The 23,164-nt window shown below is 67.8% G+C and carries 22 protein-coding genes and 1 pseudogene; 7 read left to right on the top strand and 16 right to left on the bottom strand.

Annotated elements, in window-relative coordinates:
* Positions 1-16: 16 nt before the first annotated feature.
* The 5 genes and pseudogenes from VG556_RS15060 to VG556_RS15040 form a co-directional block, all read right to left on the bottom strand.
* Positions 17-1,348: pseudogene (locus VG556_RS15060) on the bottom strand (peptidylprolyl isomerase); the annotation flags it as partial.
* Complete coding sequence (lptD, locus tag VG556_RS15055) at positions 1,345-3,846, bottom strand: LPS-assembly protein LptD (RefSeq protein WP_197602846.1); 2,502 nt, start codon at positions 3,844-3,846, stop codon at positions 1,345-1,347. The pseudogene VG556_RS15060 and the gene lptD, both read right to left, overlap by 4 nt.
* Positions 3,847-3,935: 89 nt before the next feature.
* On the bottom strand, positions 3,936-4,874 hold the full coding sequence (locus VG556_RS15050) for a histone deacetylase family protein (RefSeq protein WP_014645990.1): 939 nt from the start codon (positions 4,872-4,874) through the stop codon (positions 3,936-3,938).
* Positions 4,875-4,883: 9 nt separating this feature from the next.
* Entirely contained in the window at positions 4,884-5,438 is a 555-nt protein-coding gene (locus VG556_RS15045; RefSeq protein WP_014645991.1) for a cob(I)yrinic acid a,c-diamide adenosyltransferase, read from the bottom strand.
* An 8-nt stretch (positions 5,439-5,446) separates the two neighbouring features.
* A complete protein-coding gene (locus VG556_RS15040) occupies positions 5,447-6,031 on the bottom strand; it encodes a hypothetical protein (protein WP_014645992.1) in 585 nt (194 codons plus the stop codon).
* Between the two features lie 109 nt (positions 6,032-6,140).
* On the opposite strand from VG556_RS15040, the gene ubiH reads away from it, so the two are divergent.
* Entirely contained in the window at positions 6,141-7,349 is a 1,209-nt protein-coding gene (gene ubiH / locus VG556_RS15035) for a 2-octaprenyl-6-methoxyphenyl hydroxylase (RefSeq protein ID WP_049404153.1), read from the top strand.
* Positions 7,346-8,527 (top strand): UbiH/UbiF family hydroxylase, encoded by a 1,182-nt coding sequence (locus VG556_RS15030; protein ID WP_100449355.1) that lies wholly within the window; start codon positions 7,346-7,348, stop codon positions 8,525-8,527. The genes ubiH and VG556_RS15030 overlap by 4 nt, the downstream gene beginning before the upstream one ends.
* A gap of 68 nt (positions 8,528-8,595) precedes the next feature.
* On the opposite strand, the gene VG556_RS15025 is transcribed toward VG556_RS15030, so the two are convergent.
* The 6 genes from VG556_RS15025 to VG556_RS15000 all read right to left on the bottom strand — a co-directional run bounded on the left by VG556_RS15025 (position 8,596) and on the right by VG556_RS15000 (position 13,983).
* Entirely contained in the window at positions 8,596-8,994 is a 399-nt protein-coding gene (locus VG556_RS15025) for a hypothetical protein (RefSeq protein WP_100449356.1), read from the bottom strand.
* A gap of 64 nt (positions 8,995-9,058) precedes the next feature.
* Complete coding sequence (gene rlmM, locus VG556_RS15020; RefSeq protein ID WP_100449357.1) at positions 9,059-10,126, bottom strand: 23S rRNA (cytidine(2498)-2'-O)-methyltransferase RlmM; 1,068 nt, start codon at positions 10,124-10,126, stop codon at positions 9,059-9,061.
* The gene (locus tag VG556_RS15015) at positions 10,110-10,670 is read right to left on the bottom strand and encodes a nucleoside deaminase (RefSeq protein WP_004154307.1); all 561 of its coding nucleotides are present in this window, start codon (positions 10,668-10,670) and stop codon (positions 10,110-10,112) included. The genes rlmM and VG556_RS15015 overlap by 17 nt, the downstream gene beginning before the upstream one ends.
* Before the next feature lie 96 nt (positions 10,671-10,766).
* Positions 10,767-11,489: a DUF6348 family protein gene (locus VG556_RS15010; RefSeq protein ID WP_100449358.1), complete on the bottom strand. Its 723-nt coding sequence runs from the start codon at positions 11,487-11,489 to the stop codon at positions 10,767-10,769.
* Between the two features lie 48 nt (positions 11,490-11,537).
* Positions 11,538-12,191, bottom strand: a complete 654-nt coding sequence (locus VG556_RS15005; protein WP_100449359.1) for a hypothetical protein — start codon at positions 12,189-12,191, stop codon at positions 11,538-11,540.
* A gap of 43 nt (positions 12,192-12,234) precedes the next feature.
* The gene (locus VG556_RS15000) at positions 12,235-13,983 is read right to left on the bottom strand and encodes a glutamine--tRNA ligase/YqeY domain fusion protein (protein ID WP_111144262.1); all 1,749 of its coding nucleotides are present in this window, start codon (positions 13,981-13,983) and stop codon (positions 12,235-12,237) included.
* Between the two features lie 190 nt (positions 13,984-14,173).
* Between VG556_RS15000 and VG556_RS14995 the strand changes: the two genes are divergently transcribed.
* Both VG556_RS14995 and msrA read left to right on the top strand, forming a co-directional pair.
* Entirely contained in the window at positions 14,174-14,437 is a 264-nt protein-coding gene (locus VG556_RS14995; protein WP_423180028.1) for a DUF2007 domain-containing protein, read from the top strand.
* Positions 14,438-14,467: 30 nt separating this feature from the next.
* Positions 14,468-15,133, top strand: coding sequence for a peptide-methionine (S)-S-oxide reductase MsrA (msrA, locus tag VG556_RS14990; protein WP_032956996.1), 666 nt, complete (start codon positions 14,468-14,470; stop codon positions 15,131-15,133).
* Positions 15,134-15,698: 565 nt separating this feature from the next.
* Here the strand turns inward: msrA and VG556_RS14985 are convergent.
* The 5 genes from VG556_RS14985 to ahpC form a co-directional block, all read right to left on the bottom strand.
* On the bottom strand, positions 15,699-16,655 hold the full coding sequence (locus tag VG556_RS14985) for a transaldolase (protein ID WP_100449361.1): 957 nt from the start codon (positions 16,653-16,655) through the stop codon (positions 15,699-15,701).
* A gap of 50 nt (positions 16,656-16,705) precedes the next feature.
* Entirely contained in the window at positions 16,706-17,110 is a 405-nt protein-coding gene (gene rnk, locus VG556_RS14980) for a nucleoside diphosphate kinase regulator (RefSeq protein ID WP_014036052.1), read from the bottom strand.
* Positions 17,111-17,233: 123 nt separating this feature from the next.
* Positions 17,234-18,196: a LysR substrate-binding domain-containing protein gene (locus VG556_RS14975; RefSeq protein WP_100449362.1), complete on the bottom strand. Its 963-nt coding sequence runs from the start codon at positions 18,194-18,196 to the stop codon at positions 17,234-17,236.
* A gap of 85 nt (positions 18,197-18,281) precedes the next feature.
* On the bottom strand, positions 18,282-19,874 hold the full coding sequence (gene ahpF / locus VG556_RS14970; RefSeq protein WP_100449363.1) for an alkyl hydroperoxide reductase subunit F: 1,593 nt from the start codon (positions 19,872-19,874) through the stop codon (positions 18,282-18,284).
* A 224-nt stretch (positions 19,875-20,098) separates the two neighbouring features.
* Positions 20,099-20,662, bottom strand: a complete 564-nt coding sequence (gene ahpC, locus VG556_RS14965; protein WP_005408159.1) for an alkyl hydroperoxide reductase subunit C — start codon at positions 20,660-20,662, stop codon at positions 20,099-20,101.
* A 280-nt stretch (positions 20,663-20,942) separates the two neighbouring features.
* Here ahpC and prmC point away from each other — a divergent pair, with 280 nt between their 5' ends.
* The 3 genes from prmC to VG556_RS14950 all read left to right on the top strand — a co-directional run bounded on the left by prmC (position 20,943) and on the right by VG556_RS14950 (position 23,036).
* Positions 20,943-21,767, top strand: coding sequence for a peptide chain release factor N(5)-glutamine methyltransferase (gene prmC / locus VG556_RS14960; RefSeq protein WP_275585156.1), 825 nt, complete (start codon positions 20,943-20,945; stop codon positions 21,765-21,767).
* 48 nt (positions 21,768-21,815) lie between these two features.
* Positions 21,816-22,757: a prolyl aminopeptidase gene (pip, locus tag VG556_RS14955; protein WP_032956979.1), complete on the top strand. Its 942-nt coding sequence runs from the start codon at positions 21,816-21,818 to the stop codon at positions 22,755-22,757.
* A gap of 138 nt (positions 22,758-22,895) precedes the next feature.
* A complete protein-coding gene (locus tag VG556_RS14950) occupies positions 22,896-23,036 on the top strand; it encodes a hypothetical protein (RefSeq protein ID WP_154583310.1) in 141 nt (46 codons plus the stop codon).
* The last annotated feature ends 128 nt before the right edge of the window (positions 23,037-23,164 follow it).

Raw genomic sequence — 23,164 nt, 5'->3', positions numbered from 1 at the left:
TTCAGGACTGCGGCGGGGTGGCGGTGTTTTCCGCGCGGTCGCCGCTGCGGAAGCTGACGTAGGCTTCGCCACGCAGTTCCTGCAGGAAGCGGTTGTACTCGTCTTCCAGCTTGCGGCGGCCGATGGTCTCGCGGACCTGGGCACGCTGGTTGTCGGTGGTCACGTCGGTCTGGCGGGTCGCCACGCGCTGCACGATGTGCCAACCGGCATCGGTACGGAACGGCTGGCTGACGCCACCGTCCTGGAGGCCTTCCACCTGCTGGCCGAAGGCCGGACCGAACGCGTCGGCCGGGAACCAGCCCAGGTCACCGCCCTGGCCCTTGCTGTTGTTGTCCTCGGAGGATTCCTTGGCAACGGTCTGGAACTCGGCACCACCGGCGATGCGGGCACGCAGGGTGTCGATCTTGGCCTTGGCGGCGGCGTCGGTCTGGTGGTCGTCCACGCGCACCAGGATGTGGCGGCCGTGGAATTCGGTGACCGTATGCTCACCGGCGGCGGCGGAGCTGGCGTCACGCACTTCCACCAGCTTCAGCAGCTGGAAGCCGCTCGGGCCACGGATCGGGCCGACCACTTCGCCGGGCTTCATCTTTTCCATCATCTGGGCAAAGGCCTGCGGGATTTCATCCAGGCTGCGCCAGCCCAGGTCACCGCCTTCCAGTGCATTCGGGCTGTCCGAATAGCGCACGGCTGCAGCGTTGAAGTCCAGCTCGCCCTTGTCCAGCAGGGTCTTCACACCATCGGCTTTCTTCTGGCCGGTGGCGATCTGGTCGGCGTTGGCACCGTCGGGCAGGGCGATCAGGATGTGCGCCAGGTGGTACTGGTTGCCCACCGTGGCCTGCTGCTTCAGCGCGGCGTCGACTTCACCCTCGCTGACGCTGATGCGGCTCTGCGCGAAGCTCTGGCGCAGGCGCTGCACGGTGATCTCGTCACGCACCGAGGCGCGGAAATCGTTGAAGTCGATGCCGTCATGGGCCAGGCGCTGGCGCAGGGCATCCAGGTTCGAACCGTTCTGCTGGGCGATGGAGTTCATCGCCTGGTTCAGTTCCTGGTCGCTGACCCGGATGCCGCTGCCCTGGGCGCGGGCCACCTGCAGCTTGACCAGCACCAGGCGCTCGAGCACCTGGCGGCTGAGCACGTCTTCCGGCGGCAGCTGGTTTTCACGGCCGGCGTACTGCGCCTTGATGTTGGCGATCGCACGCTGGAGCTCGCTCTGCAGGATCACGTCCTCATCGACGACGGCGGCGATGCGGTCAAGCGGCTGCGCCTCCTGGGCAAGCACCTGCAGGGGGGCGGACACGCTGGACACCGCCAGCAGCGAGGCGAGAAGAACGGGGAAGCGCTTGGTCATGGGATCAGGTTCGGATCGTAGTCATCCCGGGTCGCCCCGGTGTTGCTCGGCGGCACGAGATAGAGGTCGTCGCGGTTGTAGCCGAGGATAGCACGGCGCAGGGTACGGTCCGTGTCCTGGCCCAGGGAGCTCAGGCCCTTGAGCACGAACTCCAGCTGGATGGCGTTGTTCATCTCGCCTTCGCGGTTGCGGACGTAGCGGCGGGCGACCGCACGCACGGCCAGGCAGCAGCTGTCCCACTGGACGCCGGCGATGATCTCCAGCGGTTCCTTGTCCTGCAGCGAGTAGTAGTAGCGGCCGACCAGGCTCCAGCGCGCATTCAGCGGGTACAGGAACGACAGGTCGGCCTGTTCCAGCAGCGTGCGGTCATGCTTGTTGGCGGTGGCCGGGGCGCCGGAGTTGATGCGGTAACGGTAGCTGAGGTTGATCACGCCATCGTTGGGCATCAGGTAGCGGGCGCGGACGCTGGCCAGATCCTCGCGCTTGTACTTGGGGTCCCACTGGTAGGTGGCACCCAGGGTCCAACGGTCGTTGATCATGTAGTTGCCGTCAGCGATCCACGCCGACTTGCCCTTCTCCACCGGCGCGCCACCCGGGGTGACGGTCACCCGCGATTCGTCGAAGTACTGGATCTGGCCGATGGAGGCCGAGAAGCGTTCCTTGCCGGTGGTCTGGTCGATGAAGCGGGTGCTCAGCGCCATGGTCAGCTGGTTGGCGTCGTTCTGGCGATCGGCGCCGGTATAGCGAGAATCGCGGAACAGCTGGCCCCAGCTGAAGGTGAAGTCGCGGGTGTCGAAGATCGGCAGCTCGTCCTGATCGCGGTAGGGCGTGCGCAGGTAGAACAGGCGCGGTTCCAGGGTCTGCAGGAAGGACTTGCCACCGATGCGGGTCTCGCGATCGAAGAACAGGCCGGCGTCGATGCTGCCGATCGGCAGGCTGCGGCTGGGCGAGGTGTTGCCGCGCAGCTGTTCCGGTGTGGCGGTGTTCGGGTCGATGCCCTGCGAACGCAGGATCTGGCCGCGGATGCCGTTCACGCCATCAACCAGGCCACGGTCCAGCTGGTAACCGGTATAGCGGTAGGCCAGGGTCGGCGTGACATACCAGGCCGCGCCGCTGATCGGGAACGACACGTAGGGTTTGACATCCAGCCGCGAGCCGCCGCTGACACCGATGCCGTCGGTCTGACGGCTGCCGTTGCGGGTGTACTGCAGGTCCGGTCCCGCATCAGCGCCGTACTTGAAGTTGATGTCGTCGTGGGTGAAACGCACGGCTTCGGCGTAGATGCCGGTTTCCAGCCACGGCAGGACCGGCTTGTCCCAGTTGAAATACAGGCGCGGCTGGCGGTTGTAGGCCAGCGCACCCTCGTTGAGGGTGTAGTCGGTCAGCTGCCAGCGGTCGGCCATGATGCCGGCCGTCCAGTTCCTGCCAGTGCCGTACAGGCCGATGGTGCTCTGCAGGTTCGACGCGGTGACCCCCACCAGGCGGTTGGCGAAGTCTTCCACATAGCGTTCGTCGCTGACCCAGGCCAGGTTGGCGCGGGCCTGCCAGTGGTCGTCGAGGTTGTGGTAGCCGCCGAACATCACCCGGCCGCGGTCGCGGTCGCGCAGTTTGTCGTTGGGCATGAACGCGGTCAGCAGTTCGCCGCGGCCGCCGTTGTAGAGGTAGCGGAATTCGTTGTCGAGCATCAGGCCGCGCCGGCTCATGTAGCGCGGGGTCAACGTGTCGTCGTAGTTCGGCGCCAGGTTGAAGTAGATCGGCTGTGCGTAATCGAAACCGTTGCGGCCGGACATGCCCAGCTGCGGGAACAGCAGGCCGGTCTTGCGGCGGTCGTCGATCGGGAACTTGAAGTACGGCGCCCACAGCACCGGCACCTTGCCGATGCGAAGCACGGCGTTGCGGGCGGTACCGAAGCCTTCGTCGTTGTCCACTTCGATCTGCGGCGCCGACAGCTTCCACACCGGCTGCGACGGGTCGCAGGTGGTGTAGGTGGAGCGGTGCATCTGGCCGACCGCGCCCTGCAGGTCGACCGATTCGGCATCGCCGTTGCCGCGGCGCGACACCAGCTGGTACTTGATGTCGGTGATCTTGTGGGTGTCGCTTTCCTGGTTGCCCTCGGCGCGCTTGGCGACCATGCGGATCGAGGAGTCCTGGTAGCGGACATTGCCGTCGGCGATGTAGTTGCCGGTCTCGGTATCGAAGCTGAGCTTGTCGGTGCCGACGAACTGGTCGCCACGGCGCAGGGCCACGTTGCCTTCGTACTGCGGCACGGTGGTGGTGCCCAGCAGCTGGTCACCCTCGATGTCGGTCGGCTGCTGCTCGCGCGCGGCGCTGGCGGCGGCCTTGTCCTGCCCCGGGACCGGGACAGGGGCATCGGTGAACGCGGGAATCACGTCGGTAGCCGGGCACAGGCCCCAGTTGAGCGGCTTTTCATCGGCCATTGCCGGCAGGCAGATGGCGATGCTCAGAGGCAGGGGAAGCAGGCGGAGGGCTCGGCGCACGCGGTTCGGATTCGGGCGAAAACGGACGGTAGCTTGCCCCATCCCTTGCATAGGGGCAATGAAGGGCGTCGGATCCTGCCGGTTCGGGTTCATCCGGAGACGCTGCCCGGTGGGGGGGGCAGCAGGGCCCGGACATGGGCCACGCTGCACTCGGCAAGGGCCTGCAGGTCATAGCCGCCTTCCAGCATCGAGACCACCCGGCCGGCCGCATGGCGGCGCGCCAGCGCATGCAGTTCGCGGGTGATCCAGGCGAAATCGTCGGTTTCCAGCATCAGATCGGCCTGCGGATCGCGCAGGTGGGCATCGAAGCCGGCCGAAATCAGCAGCAGCTGCGGGCGGAAGTCGTCGATGGCTGGCAGCATCTCGTCGGCCCACACATTGCGGAAGCGGAAACCGCCGCTGCCGGGGGGCAGCAGGATGTTCATCAGGTTGCCGGCACCGCGGTCGCGGCGCAGGCCGGAGTTGGGGAACAGCCCGGCCTGGTGGGTGCTGTAGTACGAGACCCGGGCGTCGTGCTGGAAGATGTCCTGGGTGCCGTTGCCATGGTGGACATCGAAATCGACCACCGCGATCCGCTCCAGGCCATGACGGTCACGGGCGTAGGCGGCGGCGATGGCGATGTTGTTGAGCAGGCAGAAGCCCATCGCAGTGCTGCTGGTGGCGTGGTGGCCCGGTGGCCGCACCGCGCAGAACGCCAGCGGGTCCTCGCCCAGCATCACCGCATCTACCGCCGCCACGCCGGCGCCGGCGGCATGCACGGCGGCACTGGCCGAGCCGGGCGAGGTCCAGGTGTCCATGTCCAGCTGTCGCAGCGGCGCGGTCTGCGGCTGCAGCACGAAGTCGAGCAGGGCGCTGTCGTGGACCCGGGTCAGTTCGCCGAACTTGGCCGGCGGCGCCTCGCGCCAGTCCAGCTGGCCGGGGAAGGCGGCGTGCAGGGCATCGAGCACATGCTGCAGGCGTTGCGGGCACTCCGGATGGCCAGGGCCGGGGTCATGCAGCAGGCAGGACGGATGGGTGAAGACCAGCATCGTGCCGACTCAGCGCTGGCGCTGCTGTGGCTGCCACAGCGCTTCGCCATGGCCATCGGCACGGGCCAGCACCCGGGCCAGCACGAACAACAGGTCCGACAGCCGGTTGAGGTACTGCAGCGCCTCGCTGCGCACGGCGTCGTGGCGGGCCAGGGTGACCGTCTCGCGCTCGGCCCGGCGGACGATGGTGCGCGCCAGGTGGCAGCGTGCGGCGGCCTCGCCACCGGCTGGCAGGATGAATTCCTTCAACATCGGCAGGCTGGCGTTGTAGTGATCCAGCTGCTGTTCCAGTGCCGACACATCGGCGGCGTGGATCGCGGCGTGGCCGGGGATGCACAGTTCGGCGCCCAGGTCGAACAGCTGGTGCTGCAGATGCACCACCAGCGCGCGCACGTCGTCGGGCAGCGCCGTGGCCAGCAGCAGGCCGAGTGCGGCATTGGCTTCGTCGACAGTGCCGTAGGACGCCACGCGGGCATCATCCTTGGCCACGCGCTGGCCGTCGCCAAGGCCGGTACTGCCGTCGTCGCCGGTGCGGGTATAGATGCGCGAGAGGCGATGACCCATGGCGCGGCTCAGTGCCGGATGTCGCGGCGGGCCTGCTGGAGCTTCAGCACCTGCTCCACGGCCAGCTGCAGGGCGGCGGCCAGCGCCACGTAGATGGCGGTGGTGCGCAGGTACGGCCCGAACCACTGTGCGTAGTTCTGTGCCCAGCCGGCCAGCGTCGGCTCGGCCACGTTGCGGCTGGTCCAGTAGAAGCCGCCCTGCGCGAGCAGGTGACAGACCGCCACCGAGGCCACCAGCAGCAGCGCGCCCTTGGCCAGTACCGGCCAGCGTGCCCCCTGGTAGTTGCGGCCCAGCAGCATGCCGCCGGCCCACAGCGAGAAATACGCCGGCAGCAGCAGCCAGTAACCCGGCGACACGCAGTAGTGCTGCCAGAAATCCAGGCCGCTGCTGCGGATCACGATCCAGTCCACCAGCACCGCGAACACCATCAGCAGCGGGAACGCCCAGCGGGTCCAGCCAGCCAGGTAGAAGCCGCCGATGAAGAACACCGCCCAGGAGGCATCCGGGATCGCCGCGAAGTGGTTGACCCGGGTCGCCGCCAGCAACAGCACGAGTACGGACAGGACGAAGGCACGGTTGGCGGTGGCGGACATGGCAGCGGGCCCGGAGCGGATTCAGGTTTCATTCTAGCCCGCCGCGCCGGTTGGCGCAGGTCGGGGGCTGTTGGGTGTTCGGGCGGGGCGAGCGCGTATCATGAACACCATGAGTGAACGACATGACGTGCTGATCGTCGGTGGCGGCCTGGTCGGTGCCAGCCTGGCCATTGCCCTGGACCGGTTGGGCCGCGACGTGGGCCTGCTCGAAGCCAGCCCGGCCGGCGAGCTGCCGGCGGTGTTCGACCAGCGCAACCTCAGTTTCGCCGCGGCGACCGTCAACGCGCTGACCGCGTTGGGGGTCATGCAGAAGCTGGCGATGGCGCCGGGCCCGATCCGCCGCATCCATGTCAGCCGCGCCGGCGATTTCGGCCGCGTGCAGCTGGAGGCTTCCGGCTACGACCGGCCGTGGTTCGGCCAGGTGGTTGTCGCGCGTGACTTCGGCCAGGCGCTGGAAGCGCGCCTGCAGGAGCTGCCGCAGCTGCGGCGCTACCGGCCGATGCGGTTCCTGGGCCTGGGCGAGGTGGTCGACGGCTACCGCCAGGTGCGGGTGGCCGACGAGACCGGCGAGCGCGTACTGCTGGCACGGCTGGTGGTCGGTGCCGATGGCACGACCAGCGGTGTGCGTGGCGCGCTGGGCATCGAGGTCGACCGGCATGATTTCCAGCAGACCCTGTTCGTGGCCCGCGTGCGCAGCCAGCGTGCGCCGGATGGCACGGCCTGGGAGCGCTTCACCGATACCGGCCCGACCGCCCTGCTGCCGCGCGGCGACCGCCACTTCGGCACCGTGCACGGCGTGGCGCGGGACCAGGCCGATGCGGTGATGGCGCTGGACGATGCGGCCTGGCTGCAGCGCCTGCAGGATGCGATCGGCTGGCGTGCCGGTCGGCTGCTCGAATCCGGCCCGCGCAGCGCTTACCCGCTCATCCAGGTGCTGGCGCGCGCATTGGCCGGTGAACGCACGGTGCTGCTGGGCAATGCCGCGCAGACCATCCATCCGCTGGGTGCGCAGGGCTTCAACCTGGGCCTGCGCGATGCGCTGACCCTGGCCGAACTGCTGGAGGATGCGCACGAGGATGCCGGCAGCGATGTGCTGCTGCAGGCCTATGTTGCGCGCCGCCAGGAAGACCGACGGCAGACGGTGGCGTTCTCGGGTGGCCTGGCACGGCTGACCAGCAATCCGGCACCGCTGATGCGGCCGCTGCGCAGCCTCGGCCTGGTGGCCGCGCAACGCGCCTCGGTGCAGTCGATGCTGGTCGGTGGTGCGATGGGCTTCCGTGGCGAAGTGCCGCGGCTGTGCCGTGGAGAAGCGGCATGAGCCGGCGTGTGCGCCTGGACGTGGCCATCGTCGGAGGTGGCGTGGTCGGCGCTGCCTGTGCGCTGGCGTTGGCCGATGCCGGCCTGTCGGTTGCGCTGGTGGAAGGTCGTGAGCCCGCGCCGTGGCAGGCCGCACAGCCTGACCTGCGCGTGTTCGCCTTCGCTGCTGACAACGTACAACTGTTGAGCCGCCTGGGCGTGTGGCCGGCGATCGCGCAGGCCCGCGCCTGGCCCTACCGGCGCATGCAGGTGTGGGATGCGGCCGGTGGCGAAGATCTGCTGTTCGATGCTGATCGCTTCGGCCGTCGTGAACTGGGCTACATCGTCGAGAACGGCCTGCTGCAGGATCGCCTGTGGTCGGCACTGCCGGCGGCGGGTGTGCAGCTGCACTGCCCGGCGCGGGTGGAAGCGCTGGAGCAGGACGACGACGGCGTGCGCCTGCGCCTGGATGACGGTCGTCGCCTGGAAGCGGCGTTGGCGGTGGCCGCCGACGGCGCCGAATCGACCCTGCGCCAACTGGCCGGGATCGAGGTTGAAAAGCATGACTACCACCAGCGTGGCGTGGTGGCCTACGTGGACAGCGATCTTCCCAACCAGGCCACCGCCTGGCAGCGCTTCCTGCCGGGCGGGCCGCTGGCGTTGCTGCCGGTGGCCGAGCGCCGCAGCTCGATCGTCTGGACCCTGCCCGAGGACGAGGCGGCACGTGTGCTGGCCTTGGACGAGGACGCCTTCAACCGGGAACTGACCCGCGCCTTCGCGGCACGGCTGGGTGAGCTGCGACTGGCGTCACCGCGAGCGGCCTTCCCGCTGCGTCGCCAACTGGCCCGTCACTACGTGGCCGGCCGAGTACTGGCATTGGGTGATGCCGCGCATGTGGTGCATCCGCTGGCCGGGCAGGGCGTGAACCTGGGCCTGCGCGATGTCGCCGCCCTGCAGCAGTGGCTGGCGCCGTCGGCCGAGCGCCGTGGCCAGCCGCGGCTGTCGCCGCAGCGCCTGCAGCGCTGGGCACGCGAACGGCGCAGCGACAACCAGATCGCCGCCTACAGCTTCGATGCGATCAACCGCCTGTTCTCCAACGACGAGATGCACTTGACCCTGGCCCGTGGCCGCGCGCTGGGCTGTGTCGGCAAATGGCCGCCGCTGGTACAGGCGTTCTGGAAGCGCGCCGCCGGCGTCTGAAGCAAAAAGGGGACGGAGGGGATTAAGTCGTTTGTGCACATACGACTTAATCCCCTCCGTCCCCTTTTTCAATCCACCAGCCAGCCGGCCAGGTCGGTGCGGTCCAGCTTGCCGCGGTGCCTGCGGTCCAGCGAATTGAATTCGTCGGCCAGCGCCGGATTGGCCTGTGCTTCCTCGCGGCTGATGAAACCGTCGCCATTCACATCCAGCGCGGCGAAATGGATGCGGTACTGGCCGACCACGCTGCTCGGTTCCAGCGAACGCACGGTCACCTGCGCCTCGCCGGCCGGCTGCGGAATCTCGACGCTGCCGCTGACCCGGCCCGCATCCAGCGGTTGCTGGCGGATCGCGCCGCCGGTGGGGCCCAGCGGCTGGCTCTGCGCCGGCGTGGACGGGCCGTGCTGAGCGATGGCCGGTACCGAGGCCAGCAGGATGGTCAACAGCAGGGCAGCACGCGGAAGGTTCATGACAGGCTCCTTGCCAGAGGGTACCGGGAGCGTACTCCCGGCAACCTGTGCCGCCGATGACGGATCAGCGCAGTGGCGAAGCCAGCACGGTGATCTCTTCACGATCGTGATAGAGCTGCTTGGCGCGGACCACCAGCGGCTTGCCGGCCTGGTCCTGGAACAGGTCCAGGCACAGCCGGGTTTCGTCCCAGCGCTTCTTCATCGGCAGTTTCAGATTGAAGATCGCATGCCGGCACCAGCCCTCGCGGAACCAGGTGGCCATGCGTTCGGCCACGCGGCGCGGCTGCTCGACCATGTCGCAGACCATCCAGTCCAGCGGCTGTTCCGGGTGCCAGTGGAAGCCATCGGCGCGCAGGTGCTCGACCAGGCCGGTGTCCAGCACATGCTGGCGCAACGGGCCGTTGTCGATGCTCAGAACATGCATGTGTTGGCGCGTCAGCACCCAGGTCCAGCCGCCGGGGGCGGCGCCCAGGTCGGCCGCACGCATGCCGGGCTTGGCCAGTGCTTCGCGTTCTTCCGGCGTCAGCAGGGTCAGCAGTGCTTCGTCCAGCTTCAGTGCCGAACGCGAAGGCGCCTCGGGCAGCAGCTTCAGGCGCGGGATGCCCAGTGCCCACGGCGCGCTGTCGGCCGGGTCGGCCACGCAGACGAAGGCATGGGTGCCGTCGACGAACACCACGTGCAGGCGCGGCAGGCGGTTGTTCGGCTTATCAGTGAGCTTGCCGGCCTTGCGCAGCGCCGGGCGCAGTGCATTGCCGAAGGCACGGGCCAGACCGGACAGTGGCTTGCCGGCGTCCGAATCGGGGTGTTCCACCCACAGGTCGCCGAAGCGCGGCGCATCGGCCAGCACTTCCAGCATCGGGGTGATCCGGTCCGCCGGGTCCAGCTGCGGCAGTTCGGCCAGCACCACCAGCTTCTGCCGCGCGAAGATCAGCTCGCGCCAGCGCAGGCGCGGCGCCAGCGCGGCGGCTTCGTCGCACATGAAAAGCACGTAGCCGTCATTGCGCTGGGTGCGCGCATAGCCGGCGAAACCGGCTTCACCGGCGCGGAACTGCAGCTCGCCGGCCAGGTCGGGCTCGAAGCCCTGCCGGCACAGGCACAGCAGGCCGATGCCGGTTTCAGTAACGGGCGCCATCGCTTTCCCCATAGGCACGCAGCACGCTGCGCGCGGCGTCGCGGTTCAGGCCTTGCACCACTTCGATGCCGCGCTTGTTGAGTTCACCCACCCAGTCGGCCGGCAGCGGGCCTTCATCGAACGGGGTCAGTTCCTCGACGTCGGCCGAGTTGGCACCGATCAGCAGGCGGTCGATGCCGGCCCACACGGTGGCGCCGTAGCACTGGCAGCACGGCTGCGAGCTGGTGGCCAGGGTGACCGGCGACAGCACCGCGTTCAGGCGCGGGGTCTGCAGGCGCTGCTGGGCCAGCATGTAGGCCATGTTCTCGGCGTGCGCCAGCGAGGTCGCGTGCGGCATCACCCGGTTCACGCCGGCGGCGATGACCTTGTCATCCGGGCCGAACACCACCGCACCGAACGGGCCGCCACTGGCGTGCTCGACGTTCAGCCGCGACAGCTCGATCGCCAGCGCGACCTTGGCCTCATCGCCCGGATATCGACGATCCAGGTCGATCTGGTCGTGGATCCAGGCGGGAAGGGTCAGGTGGACTTGCGCGTACAGCATCGCGGGGGTGCCTCGTGTGGGATGGGAAAAGTGCGGTTGCTTGGGAAACCGGCGCGCAGTGTAGCCGCACCGGCCTGTACCGGGTGTGGGCGTGGCTCAGCCCGGCGAGCCGGTGCGGATCACCACGTACTGCTTGCGGAATTCCAGCCCGGCCTGCGGCCAACTGGCGGCATAGGCGCGCAGCAGGGGCAGGGCGGCGGCGAAGTCGTGGCCGTTGACCCGGCAATCGGCCTCGCACAGACCATCGGTATGGCGCGAGGCGAACAGGCGGATGGCCAGGAATTGGCGGGCTTTCAGCAGCTCGTCGAAGGCCTCCATGCTGCGGGTGAACAGGCAGCAGGGGCAGGAGCCATGATCGTCTTCGCTGCAGGTGGAGGCATCCACGTCCTGTGCACGGTAGTGCGCCAACGGCCCCAGCACCACAGTGCGCTCGTGTTCCTCGCCATTGTCACCGGCCGGATAGGTCAGGCCCATCATCGGCAGGCCCTGTGCGTCTTGGGCGCCGATCGCGGTCTGCAGGGTCACCAGGTCCACCCGGGCCCAGGCCTGGAAGCCGGACAACAGCGATGCCTGCTCATCGGCACCATTTGCGTGCTGGTACTCGAACAGGCCATCGGCGAACAACTGCGGATGCTGGCTTTCAATGACGGTGGAGGTCTGCCAGCCGCCGTTGTCGCGCGGCTGCGCGGCCATCGCATGCGGGGTCAGGCGCAGGCCGCTGTCGAGCAGCAGCGCGTTGCCGTCGATGCGGCTGGCGGTGCCGGTGTCCTGCAGGGCCTGCTGCAGCAGCGGGAGGAGGGCGGTGGCGCTCGTGGTCATGTCAGGCCTGTGGATGGATGGGGCGGAACATCCAGGCAGGGCCTGGGGCTAGCGGTCGAGTGCGTCGAGCTCGGCGCGATATCGCTGCGCGTCGGGCTGCTGCTGCGGGTCGCTGCCGTGGTCGCGCAGCCAGCTTTCCAGTTCGCGGCGATAGTCGGCGCGGAACTCGGCATTGCCCGGGCTGAAGTGCAGCTTGCGCGCCGCCACTTCCACCCGCTCGCGCGCGCTGGCCCGGGCCTGGGCGATGCCGTGCGGTGACTCGTTGGTGAGGATGACGATGTTGCGTGGGAAGCCCGGCGTGTACTTCACCACGAACGGCTGGTCGCGCGCCGGGATGCGGATGGCGTTTTCCAGCGGCCACAGCGAAGCGGTATTGGTGTGGAACACCACGTCCACATCGCGCCCCTCGGCGGTACGCAGCACCGCTTCGTAGCGCCAGATGTACTGTTCGTTGAGCGTGGAGCTGGTTCGCTCGGCCTTGACGATCACCGCTTCACCACGCTCGCCCACCACGTTGAGGAAGGTGGCGTTGAGGAAGTGGCCGAGGAACATGTTGAGCATCGCCAGCGGGAACACCACGATGGCGTAGCCCGGAAAGCGCCGCCACCACGAGACCAGCCCGGCCAGCACCATTGCTGCAAAGAACGTCAGCAGCGGATGCTGCGAGATGAACCAGAGCAGGACGGAAAGGGCGGTGATCATCGTCGCGGTCCTGCGGGCGCCATCCAGGCGCCCGCGCAGGTCCTCAGGCCGACCAGGTATCGCGCAGGGTCACGCTGCGGTTGAACACCGGCGTGGCTGCGGTATGGTCGCGGCGGTCGGCCACGAAGTAGCCGGTACGCTCGAACTGGAACGACTGCTCCGGCGCGGCGCTGGCCGCGGCCGGCTCGACATAGCCGGTGACAGTGCGGCGCGATTCCGGGTTGAGGTAATCGCGGTAGGTCTTGCCTTCCGATTCGTCGTCCGGGTTCGGCACCGAGAACAGGCGGTCGTACAGGCGGATCTCGGCCGGCACGCCATGCACGGCGCTGACCCAGTGGATGGTGCCCTTGACCTTGCGGTTGGCGCCTTCCATGCCCGGACGCGATTCCGGATCCAGCCAGCCGCGCAGCTCGGTGATGGTGCCGTCGGCATCCTTGATCACTTCGTCGCAGCGGATGATGCCGGCGCCGCGCAGGCGCACTTCGCCCCCCGGGACCAGGCGCTTCCAGCCCTTCGGCGGCACTTCGGCGAAGTCCTCGCGGTCGATCCACACTTCGCGTGCGAACGGTACTTCGCGGCTGCCGAAGCTTTCGTCCTTCGGGTGGTTGCTGAAGGTCAGCTGCTCTTCGTGGCCTTCCGGCAGGTTGGTCAGCACCAGCTTGACCGGATCGACCACTGCCATGCGGCGCGGTGCGGCACTGTCCAGGTCCTCGCGCAGCGCGCCTTCCAGCACGCTGAAGTCGATCAGCGAATTCTGCTTGCTGATGCCCACGCGCTCGGCGAACAGGCGCATCGCGGCCGGGGTGTAACCACGGCGACGCAGGCCCTGCAGGGTCGGCATGCGCGGGTCTTCCCAGCCGTCCACCAGCTGTTCGGTGACCAGCGCCATCAGCTTGCGCTTGCTCATCACCGTGTAGTTGATGTTCAGGCGCGAGAACTCGATCTGGCGCGGCTTGGCCGCTTCGCGCGGCAGGCCGGCATCGACCAGCGGCTGGGTCAGCGCGTCGTCATGGGCGAAGTCGACGTTGTCCACGCACCAGTCGTACAGCGGGCGGTGGTCTTCGAATTCCAGCGTGCACAGCGAGTGGGTGATGCCTTCGATCGAATCACCCAGCGCGTGGGCGAAGTCGTACATCGGGTAGATCGGCCACGCATTGCCGGTGTTCTGGTGCTCGACGTGCTTGATGCGGTACAGCGCCGGATCGCGCAGGTTGATGTTGCCGCTGGCCATGTCGATCTTGGCGCGCAGGGTGCGCGCACCATCCGGGAATTCACCGGCGCGCATGCGGCGGAACAGGTCGAGGTTTTCCTCGACGCTGCGGTCGCGCCACGGCGACGGGCGGCCCGGCTCGGTCAGGGTGCCGCGGTAGGCGCGCACTTCCTCGGCCGACAGGTCGCAGACGTAGGCCTTGCCCTGTTCGATCAGCTTCTCGGCGGCCAGGTAATAGGCCTGGAAATAGTCCGAGGCGTGGCGCAGCTCGTTCCACTCGAAGCCCAGCCAGCGCACGTCGTCCTGGATCGCGGCCACGTATTCCGGATCTTCCTTGGCCGGGTTGGTGTCGTCGAAGCGCAGGTTGCAGACGCCGCTGAACTCGCCGGCGATGCCGAAGTTCAGGCAGATCGACTTGGCGTGGCCAATGTGCAGGTAGCCGTTCGGCTCCGGCGGGAAGCGGGTCTTGATCGCCTGGTGCTTTCCGCTGGCCAGGTCCTCGCGCACGATCTGGCGGATGAAATCGCGCTTTTCGTGGCTGTCGGCGGGGGGCTCGGGGCTGGCGGGGGTGTGCTCGGACATGAGTCGGCGAAAAGAAAGGCAGAAAGACCAACAGTCTAGCGCGTACGGGGCGGGGCTGCCCGGTGGGGTGTGGGGATGCCGGCCCCGCCCTCTGGTAGTGCCGGCCGCTGGCCGGCAACTCTCGGATCCCACCCCCGGCACCATTCAGCCCCCGGGCGTATGCTGGAGCCCTGCCCCGAGGAGCCGCCGCATGCACATCCTGTACAAGGCCGACAACCTGTTCGACTCCCATCTGGTCAAGCACGCGCTGGAAAACGCCGGCATCCCCGCCTTCGTGTTCGGCGAGCAGCTGCTGGGGGGCATGGGCGAGCTGCCGTTGTTCGGTGTGTTGCGGGTCGGCATCCCCGACGCGGCGCGGCCGCAGGCGGAGGACATCATCGCGGCGCTGGACTTGGGCCAGGCCGCCGCCGACCCCATTTCCGATGCAGACGATATGGCCGGACTGCCGGCGTAGGAGCGCATCATGTTGGGAATTGGCCAGGGCATCCTCGGCATCGGGGCCTTCAAGCAGCGCCTGCCGCGCCCGGAAGAGGCATTGCCGGGGCGCGAGCAGCCATTGCCGCTGCACAGCAACCAGCACTTCGTGAACAGCCATCCGCTGAAGGACCGCTTCGCCGGCCTGCAGCAGATCCGCTTCGCGCTGGGCTGTTTCTGGGGCGCCGAGCGCAAGTTCTGGACCGAGCCGGGCGTGTACAGCACCTCGGTCGGCTACGCCGGCGGCATCACCCCGAACCCGACCTATGAAGAAGTGTGCTCGGGCCTGACCGGGCACACCGAAGTGGTGCAGGTGGTGTTCGACCCGGCGGTGGTGAGCCTGGAACGGCTGCTGCAGCTGTTCTGGGAAAGCCACGACCCGACCCAGGGCATGCGCCAGGGCAACGACACCGGCACCCAGTACCGTTCGGCGATCCACGCCACCGACGAGGCACAGTACGCTGCCGCGCTGGCCAGCCGCGAGGCCTACCAGGCCCAGCTGGATGCGGCCGGCTACGGCCCGATCACCACCGAGATCGTGTACCCGGCACCGGCGTACTACTACGCCGAGGACTATCACCAGCAGTACCTGGCGAAGAATCCGAACGGCTACTGCGGCATCGGCGGCACCGGCGTGAGCTGCCCGATCGGGTTGGATGTGGAGGCGCCGCGCTGACGCGCGGTGGTCCGCCTGCGGCGGGCAACGTCAAAATCAACGTCAACAGCCAAAGCGGCTCTGGGTTGCTGATGGTTGGGCGGGACGGGGGCGGCTGGCAGGACACGCCGTAAACCCGTCCATGGGGGCTCGATGGCGCCATCCATGGCGCCAACGGTCCTGCCAGCCGCCCCCGTCCCACCTTCGACAGTTTCCCGGTGACGGTGGGCAAGAGCATGGGTTACTGACGACTGAAGAAAAACAAAAAGGACGCGGCCTTCGCCGCGTCCTTCTTGTTTGGTCCTGCAGTGCTTTCTGTAGAGCGGAGCCATGCTCCGCTCCAAGCAAGCGAAGCGCGCGACCCGCGTTTGCTCTTCTTTCTTCCGTGGCGGGTGGCCACCGGAAACTGTCAGAGGGCGGGCGGGTTTGGTTCGCGGGAGTGTCCGCCGCATGGATGCGGCGGCCAAGCCTCCAGGGATGGATTCACGGCGTCTCCCGCGAACCCAACCCGCCCGACCCAGCGCGGCTTTTTGCTCTTGGCGACCAACCGACCTGCCACGAGGGGCTCAGCCGTTGGCCGGAATCCTCACAGTGCCGCGCGGATCCGCTCGCGCAGTGCTTCCAGATCCTTGGCAAACGCATCGATACCGGTCGCCAGCTTCTCGGTGGCCATCGGATCGGCCGCCAGGTCTGCTGCGAACGTCGCCGCGTCGATCGGGGTCACCGCCGCGCCGTCCGCTGCACCGGCCACCAGCTTGCGCGGCAGCGCGCCGTGGTCGGCGTCCAGCTTCTCCAGCAGGTCCGGCGAAATCGTCAGGCGGTCGCAGCCGGCCAGCGCTTCGATCTGTGCGGTCGAACGGAACGAGGCGCCCATCACCACCGTCTTCGAACCGCGGCGCTTGAATTCGGCATAGACGCCGCGCACGAACTTCACGCCCGGGTCTTCGTCGATGCTGGCCGGGGTCTGGCCGTTGGCAACGTACCAGTCCAGGATGCGGCCGACGAACGGGGAGATCAGGAACGCGCCGGCCTCGCTGCAGGCCAGCGCCTGGGTCGGGTTGAAGATCAGGGTCAGGTTGCAGTCGATGCCTTCGGCCTGCAGGATGCGCGCGGCTTCCACGCCTTCCCAGGTGGCGGCGATCTTGATCAGGATCTTCTCGCGCGGCACCCCGGCATCGGCGTACATCTGGATGAACTGGCGGGCCTTGGCCACGGTGGCGGCGGTGTCGTGGGCCTGGTCGGCGTCCACTTCGGTGGACACGCGGCCCGGCACCAGCGTGCTCAGCAGCGCGCCGACGCCGATGGTCAGGCGGTCGGCCACGGCGTGCACCACGGCTTCGCGGTCGCCGGCCTGCTGGCGGCCCCAGGCCAGTTCGCGTTCGATCAGTTCGGCGTAGACCGGCAGGTCCAGCGCCTTCTTCACCAGGGTCGGGTTGGTGGTGCAGTCCACCGGCTGCAGGCGCTTGATCGCCTCGTAGTCACCGGTATCGGCAACGACCACGGACAGTTCGCGCAGCTGGGACAGTTTGGACGGGGTACTCATTACGGCTCCTGGTGCAGGGGGATCGAATCGCGCGCGGTGCGCAGCGGTAATCAGGGGCGGTCGTTGTGGACCGCAGTCACGCGCAGGCGCAGCTTGCGGCCGCCGGGCGCGTTCCAGTCGATGCTCTGGCCGATGGCCAGGCCGAGCAGGGCACTGCCGACCGGGGCCAGCACGGAGACCTTGCCTTCATCGACATTGGCTTCGCGGGGGAAGACCAGGGTCAGGACGTGCTTTTCGCCCGACACTTCATCTTCGCACTCCACGCGCGAATGCATCATGACGATGCCTTCGGGAATCTGGTCCGGTGCCAGCACGGTGGCCCGGTTGAGTTCTTCAGCAAGCGCGAGCGCGGCAGGCGTCTGGCTCAGCGCAGGGGATTCGAGCATGGCGTCCAGGCGGTCCATGTCGAAGGTAGAAACGGTGATCGACGGCGGCAGGCCGCTGGCGGTGTTCATGGTGAAGCTCCTTGGTTGAAAGCCATGCAAAAGGCGGCACCTGCTGGCGCCGCCTGTCTGTATTGTGGGGACAAATGCGGCCGGAATCGACTCCTGCCGATTCCGGGCCGGTGCTGCGGGGGCTCAGCCGTTCAGCGCGGGGCCGGGCAGGGCCGGTGCATCGCTGCCGGCATCGAGCGCCTCCAGCGTGAACAGTGCCGGCGGCAGGCGCTTGAACTGGTCGGCCAGCTCCATCAGGAAGTCGTTCATGGCCGAGCTGCGGCGCCAGATCATGGCGATGCGGCGGCTGGGACGGCCTTCGCCGGTGAAATCGAGCAGCCGGATGTTGTTCGAGCGCGGCACCGGCGGCTGCACCGACAGGCTCGGCAGCAGGGTGATGCCGACGTCGGCAGCGACCATCTGCCGCAGGGTTTCCAGGCTGGTGGCGCGGAATTCGGACTTCTCGTTGGCGCCGAACAGGCGGCACACTTCCAGCGCCTGGTCGCGCAGGCAATGCCCGTCTTCCAGCAGCAGCAGCTTCTGCGTGGCCAGCTCCTGCACGTCCAGGTGTTCGCGGCGGGCCAGCGGGTGGCGCCCGGACACGGCCAGCAGGAACGGTTCCTCGAACAGGAATTCGGCATGCAGCTGGTCGTCGATCACCGGCAGGGCCAGCAGTGCGGCGTCGAGCTTGCCTTCGCGCAGGCGGTCCAGCAGCACGTCGCTCTTTTCCTCGACCAGCAACAGTTCCAGCTCCGGGAAGCGCTCGCGGATGCGCGGGATCACATGCGGCAGCAGGTACGGGCCGAGGGTCGGGAAGATGCCCAGGCGCACCGTGCCGGCTTCCGGATCGCGGCTGCGTCGCGCCGCCTCCTTCAGCTGTTCCACTTCGGACACGATCACCCGCGCCCGTGCCGCCGCTTCCTGGCCGGCCGGGGTCAGCATCACCTTGCGCGGTGCGCGTTCCACCAGCGGCAGGCCCAGCTCTTCTTCCAGCTTGCGGATCTGCGTCGACAGCGTGGGCTGGCTGACGAAGCAGGAGGCGGCAGCCCGGCCGAAATGCTTGTGGTCGGCCAGGGCTACCAGGTACTTCAGATCACGTAGGTTCATCCTTACACCCCAGGGGTAACGGACCGGCTGACGGCGTGGTTACCCGACAGGCAGACAATGTTCCCGGTGATCTGGGAACGGTGGATCAGGCTGCTTCAGCAACGGCACCGCTGCTGTTGCTCACCGACGAGCGGATCAGGTGGTCGAACGCACTCAGTGCGGCGGTCGAGCCGGCGCCCATGGCGATGATGATCTGCTTGTAGGGCACCGTCGTGCAATCGCCAGCGGCGAACACGCCCGGCAGGTTGGTCTGGCCGCGGTCGTCGATGAGGATCTCGCCGCGCGGCGACAGCGCCACCACATCCTTCAGCCACTCGGTGTTGGGCAGCAGGCCGATCTGCACGAAGATGCCTTCCAGCTCGACGCGGTGGGCATCGCCGCCGACGCGGTCCTTGTAGACCAGGCCGGTGACGCGGCTGCCGTCGCCCAGCACTTCGGTGGTCTGCGCGCTGGTCAGCACGGTCACGTTGCCCAGTGTGCGCAGCTTCTTCTGCAGCACTTCATCGGCGCGCAGGCTGGAATCGAACTCCAGCAGGGTTACATGCGACACGATGCCGGCCAGGTCGATGGCTGCTTCCACGCCGGAGTTGCCGCCGCCGATCACCGCCACGCGCTTGCCCTTGAACAGCGGGCCATCGCAGTGCGGGCAGTACGCCACGCCCTTGTTGCGGTACTGGTCTTCGCCCGGCACGTTCATCTGCCGCCAGCGCGCGCCGGTGGACAGGATCACCGAACGCGACTTCAGTACCGCGCCGTTTTCCAGCTGCACCTGCACCAGGCCGTCCTCGCCGGCCGGCACCAGCGCACTGGCGCGCTGCAGGTTCATGATGTCCACCTCGTACTCGCGCACGTGCTGCTCCAGCGCCGTGGCCAGCTTGGGGCCCTCGGTCTCCTTCACCGAAATGAAATTCTCGATCGCCATGGTGTCCAGCACCTGGCCACCGAAACGCTCGGCGGCGATGCCGGTACGGATGCCCTTGCGTGCGGCGTAGATCGCCGCTGCAGCGCCGGCCGGGCCACCGCCCACCACCAGCACGTCGAAGGCGTCCTTGGCGGCGATCTTCTCGGCATCGCGCTTGCCGGCGTTGGTGTCCAGCTTGGCCACGATCTGCTCGAGGGTCATGCGGCCCTGGTCGAAGATTTCACCGTTGAGGTACACGGTCGGCACCGACATGATCTCGCGCTTCTCGACTTCGTCCTGGAACAGGGCGCCATCGATGGCCACGTGCTGGATGCGCGGGTTGAGCACCGCGGCCAGGTTCAGCGCCTGCACCACGTCCGGGCAGTTCTGGCAGGACAGCGAGAAGTAGGTCTCGAACCGGTAGTCGCCTTCCAGGTTCTGCACCTGCTCGATCAGCTCGGCGGTGGCCTTGGACGGGTGCCCGCCGACCTGCAGCAGCGCCAGCACCAGCGAGGTGAACTCGTGGCCCATCGGCAGGCCGGCGAAGGTCAGGTGGATGTCCTGGCCCGGGGTGCCCAGGTCGAAGGACGGCACGCGGCCCTGCCCATCGCGCAGCACCTGCAGCGAGATCTTGTCCGACAGGCTGTCCAGGGTCTGCAGCAGTTCCAGCATTTCCTGCGACTTGGCGCCGTCGTCGGCGTGCGCGGTGATCTGGATCGGGCGGGTCACGCGCTCCAGATAGGTCTTCAGCTGCGACTGCAGGTTGGCGTCCAACATCGGTCTTCTCCTGGCTTCAGGCAAACAGAGGGCGTGGCACCGCTGTACAAGGTAGCGGACCAGCTGGGGGTAGGGGTGAACCCAAGACAGCGACCGTGGAAGGGGCTGGCTGGCCAAGGCGGGCGAGCGTTGGCTGTCTTGGGTTCACCCCCACGCCGGCGGGGGGACCGGCACGGGGATGAAGGGCGCGCCGCGGCGTGGGGCCACGGCAGGCCGGTACTGCCTTAGATCTTGCCGACCAGGTCCAGCGACGGGGTCAGGGTCTTCTCGCCTTCCTTCCACTTGGCCGGGCACACCTGGTTCGGGTTGGCGGCGGTGAACTGGGCAGCCTTCAGCTTGCGCAGGGTCTCGGACACGTCACGGGCGATCTCGTTGGAGTGGATCTCCAGGGTCTTGATCACGCCTTCCGGATTGATGATGAAGGTGCCGCGCAGGGCCAGGCCTTCTTCCGGAATGTGCACGCCGAAAGCGTTGGTCAGCTGGTGGGTCGGGTCGCCGACCAGCGGGAACTGGGCCTTGCCGACGGCCGGCGAGGTCTCGTGCCACACCTTGTGCGAGAAGTGGGTATCGGTGGTGACGATGTAGACCTCGGCGCCGGCCTTCTTGAACTCGGCGTAGTGGTCAGCTGCGTCCTCGATCTCGGTCGGGCAGTTGAAGGTGAAGGCGGCCGGCATGAAGATCAGGACGGACCACTGGCCCTTCAGGCTGGCGTCGGAAACCTTGATGAACTCGCCGTTGTGGTAAGCGTTGGCTTCGAACGGCTGGATCTGGGTGTTGATGAGGGACATCATTTTTCCTCTTGGTGAAGGGGAGTGGGTGAATCGACAGGAGCTAGGTTACCCATTCGCTGGCGATAAGAACAATGCATTGATTGCATCTATTTGATAGATGGAGTCTATCAAAATGCACTGAGCAGGCACTGAACCCGGCCGCTTTCATCCTGCAACTGACTGTGTGACAAGGAAAATCTCGCCGGACCGCTGCCTGGGGCCGATAGCCCCTCCTTATCCCGTCCGGCGGAACCTGAACGGATTCCGATTTTGTAGAGCCGAGCCCACCCTGCGACAGATCGTGGCCGAGGCCAGTGTCCGCCTCGGCAGCGTCGAAGCCCGCCATGAGGCGGAGCTGCTGCTGCTGCATGTGCTGGAACGCCCACGCAGTTGGCTGTTCGCGCATGCCACCGATCCGCTGGCCGCCGCCGACCAGGCCGCCTTCGAGACGCTGTTGGCCCGCCGCGTGGCCGGCGAGCCGGTCGCCTACCTGACCGGCCGCCGCGGATTCTGGACGCTGGATCTGGAGGTCGATCCGGCCACGCTGATCCCGCGCCCGGAGACCGAACTGCTGGTCGAGCTGGCGCTGGAACGCCTGCCGCAGGACCGTGCGCTGCGGCTGGCTGACCTGGGCACCGGCAGCGGCGCGATCGCCTTGGCGCTGGCCAGCGAGCGGCCACAGGCACAGGTGCTGGCCACCGATGCCAGCCCGGGTGCGCTGGCCGTGGCCGCGCGCAATGCTGCGCGCCATGAACTGCGCAACGTCCGCTTCGCCGAGGGCGGGCACGATTGGTACGCGCCGTTGCAGGGCATGCGCTTCGACCTGATTGCGAGCAATCCGCCGTACATCGCCAGCGACGACCCGCACCTGCGACAGGGCGACCTGCGCTTCGAACCGGCCTCCGCGCTGGCGTCCGGTGTGGACGGTCTGGATGACATCCGCCGCATCATCGACGGCGGCCAGGCGCATCTGCTGCCCGGTGGCTGGTTGCTGATCGAGCACGGATGGGACCAGGGCGCGGCGATCCGCGCGCTGTTCGACGCCGCCGGTTTTGCCGAGGTGCAGACCGTGCAGGACCTGGAGCAGCGCGACCGCATCACCCTGGGCCGGCGACCGGCCTAGAATGGGGGTTCTCCTGCCCCGGCAGGGCATCACCCTGGAGCTGCAAGCATGCGTACGCTGTACCCCGCCATCACCCCCTACGACGTCGGCACCCTGAAGGTCGACGACCGCCACACGCTGTACTTCGAACAGTGCGGCAACCCGGACGGCAAGCCGGTGGTGATGCTGCACGGTGGCCCGGGCGGTGGTTGCAGCGACAAGATGCGCCAGTTCCACGACCCGTCCAAGTACCGCATCATCCTGTTCGACCAGCGTGGTGCGGGTCGATCCACCCCGCACGCGGACCTGGTGGACAACACTACCTGGGACCTCGTCGCCGATATCGAGAAGCTGCGCGAGCACCTGAAGGTCGATCGCTGGCAGGTGTTCGGTGGCAGCTGGGGCTCGACCCTGGCCCTGGCCTATGCCGAGACCCATCCGCAGCGCGTGACCGAACTGGTCCTGCGCGGCATCTTCATGCTGCGCCGCTGGGAGCTGGAATGGTTCTACCAGGAAGGCGCCAACCGCCTGTTCCCGGATGCGTGGGAGCATTACCTGAAGCCGATCCCGCCGGTGGAGCGTCATGACCTGATCTCGGCCTTCCACCGCCGCCTGACCAGCGACGACGAAACCACCCGCCTGGAAGCCGCCAAGGCGTGGGCGGTGTGGGAAGGCGCGACCAGCTTCCTGCATGTCGATGACGACTTCATCAACAGCCACGAAGACCCGCACTTCGCCCTGGCCTTCGCCCGCATCGAGAACCACTACTTCGTCAACGGTGGCTTCTTCGAGGTGGAAGACCAGCTGCTGCGCGACGCGCACCGCATCGCCGACATCCCGGGCGTGATCGTGCACGGCCGCTACGACGTGGTCTGCCCGCTGGCCAACGCCTGGGACCTGACCAAGGTATGGCCGAAGGCAAAGCTGGAAATCACCCCGGCGTCGGGCCATTCGGCGTTCGAGGCCGAGAACGTGGACGCGCTGGTGCGCGCCACCGACGGCTTCGCCTGATCGGTAGTGCCGGCCGCTGGCCGGCGAGGGGTCAGATCCCTTTCCCACGGAAAGGGCTCTGACCCCGGTCCGGAACCCCATCCACGCATGGCGTGGATCTACTGCACCCGGTAGTGCCGGCCGCTGGCCGGCAATGCCTTGCCGGTCCGTTTCGCCGCCGCCCGATGTGGCTCGCCGGCCAGCGGCCGGCGCTACCGGATAGCCAAGGCCTCGGGCCATTCGGCGTTCGAAGCCGAGAACGTGGACGCGCTGGTGCGCGCCACCGATGGCTTCGCCTGATCGGTAGTGCCGGCCGCTGGCCGGCAATGCCTTACCGGTCCGTTCGCCGCCGCCCGATGTGGCTCGCCGGCCAGCGGCCGGCGCTACCGGATAGCCAAGGCCTCGGGCCATTCGGCGTTCGAAGCCGA

It is taken from the genome of Stenotrophomonas sp. CASM106 (assembly GCF_049384825.1).
GTDB classification, from domain to species: domain Bacteria; phylum Pseudomonadota; class Gammaproteobacteria; order Xanthomonadales; family Xanthomonadaceae; genus Stenotrophomonas; species Stenotrophomonas muris.
This window is presented reverse-complemented; position numbering and strand designations above follow the sequence as displayed.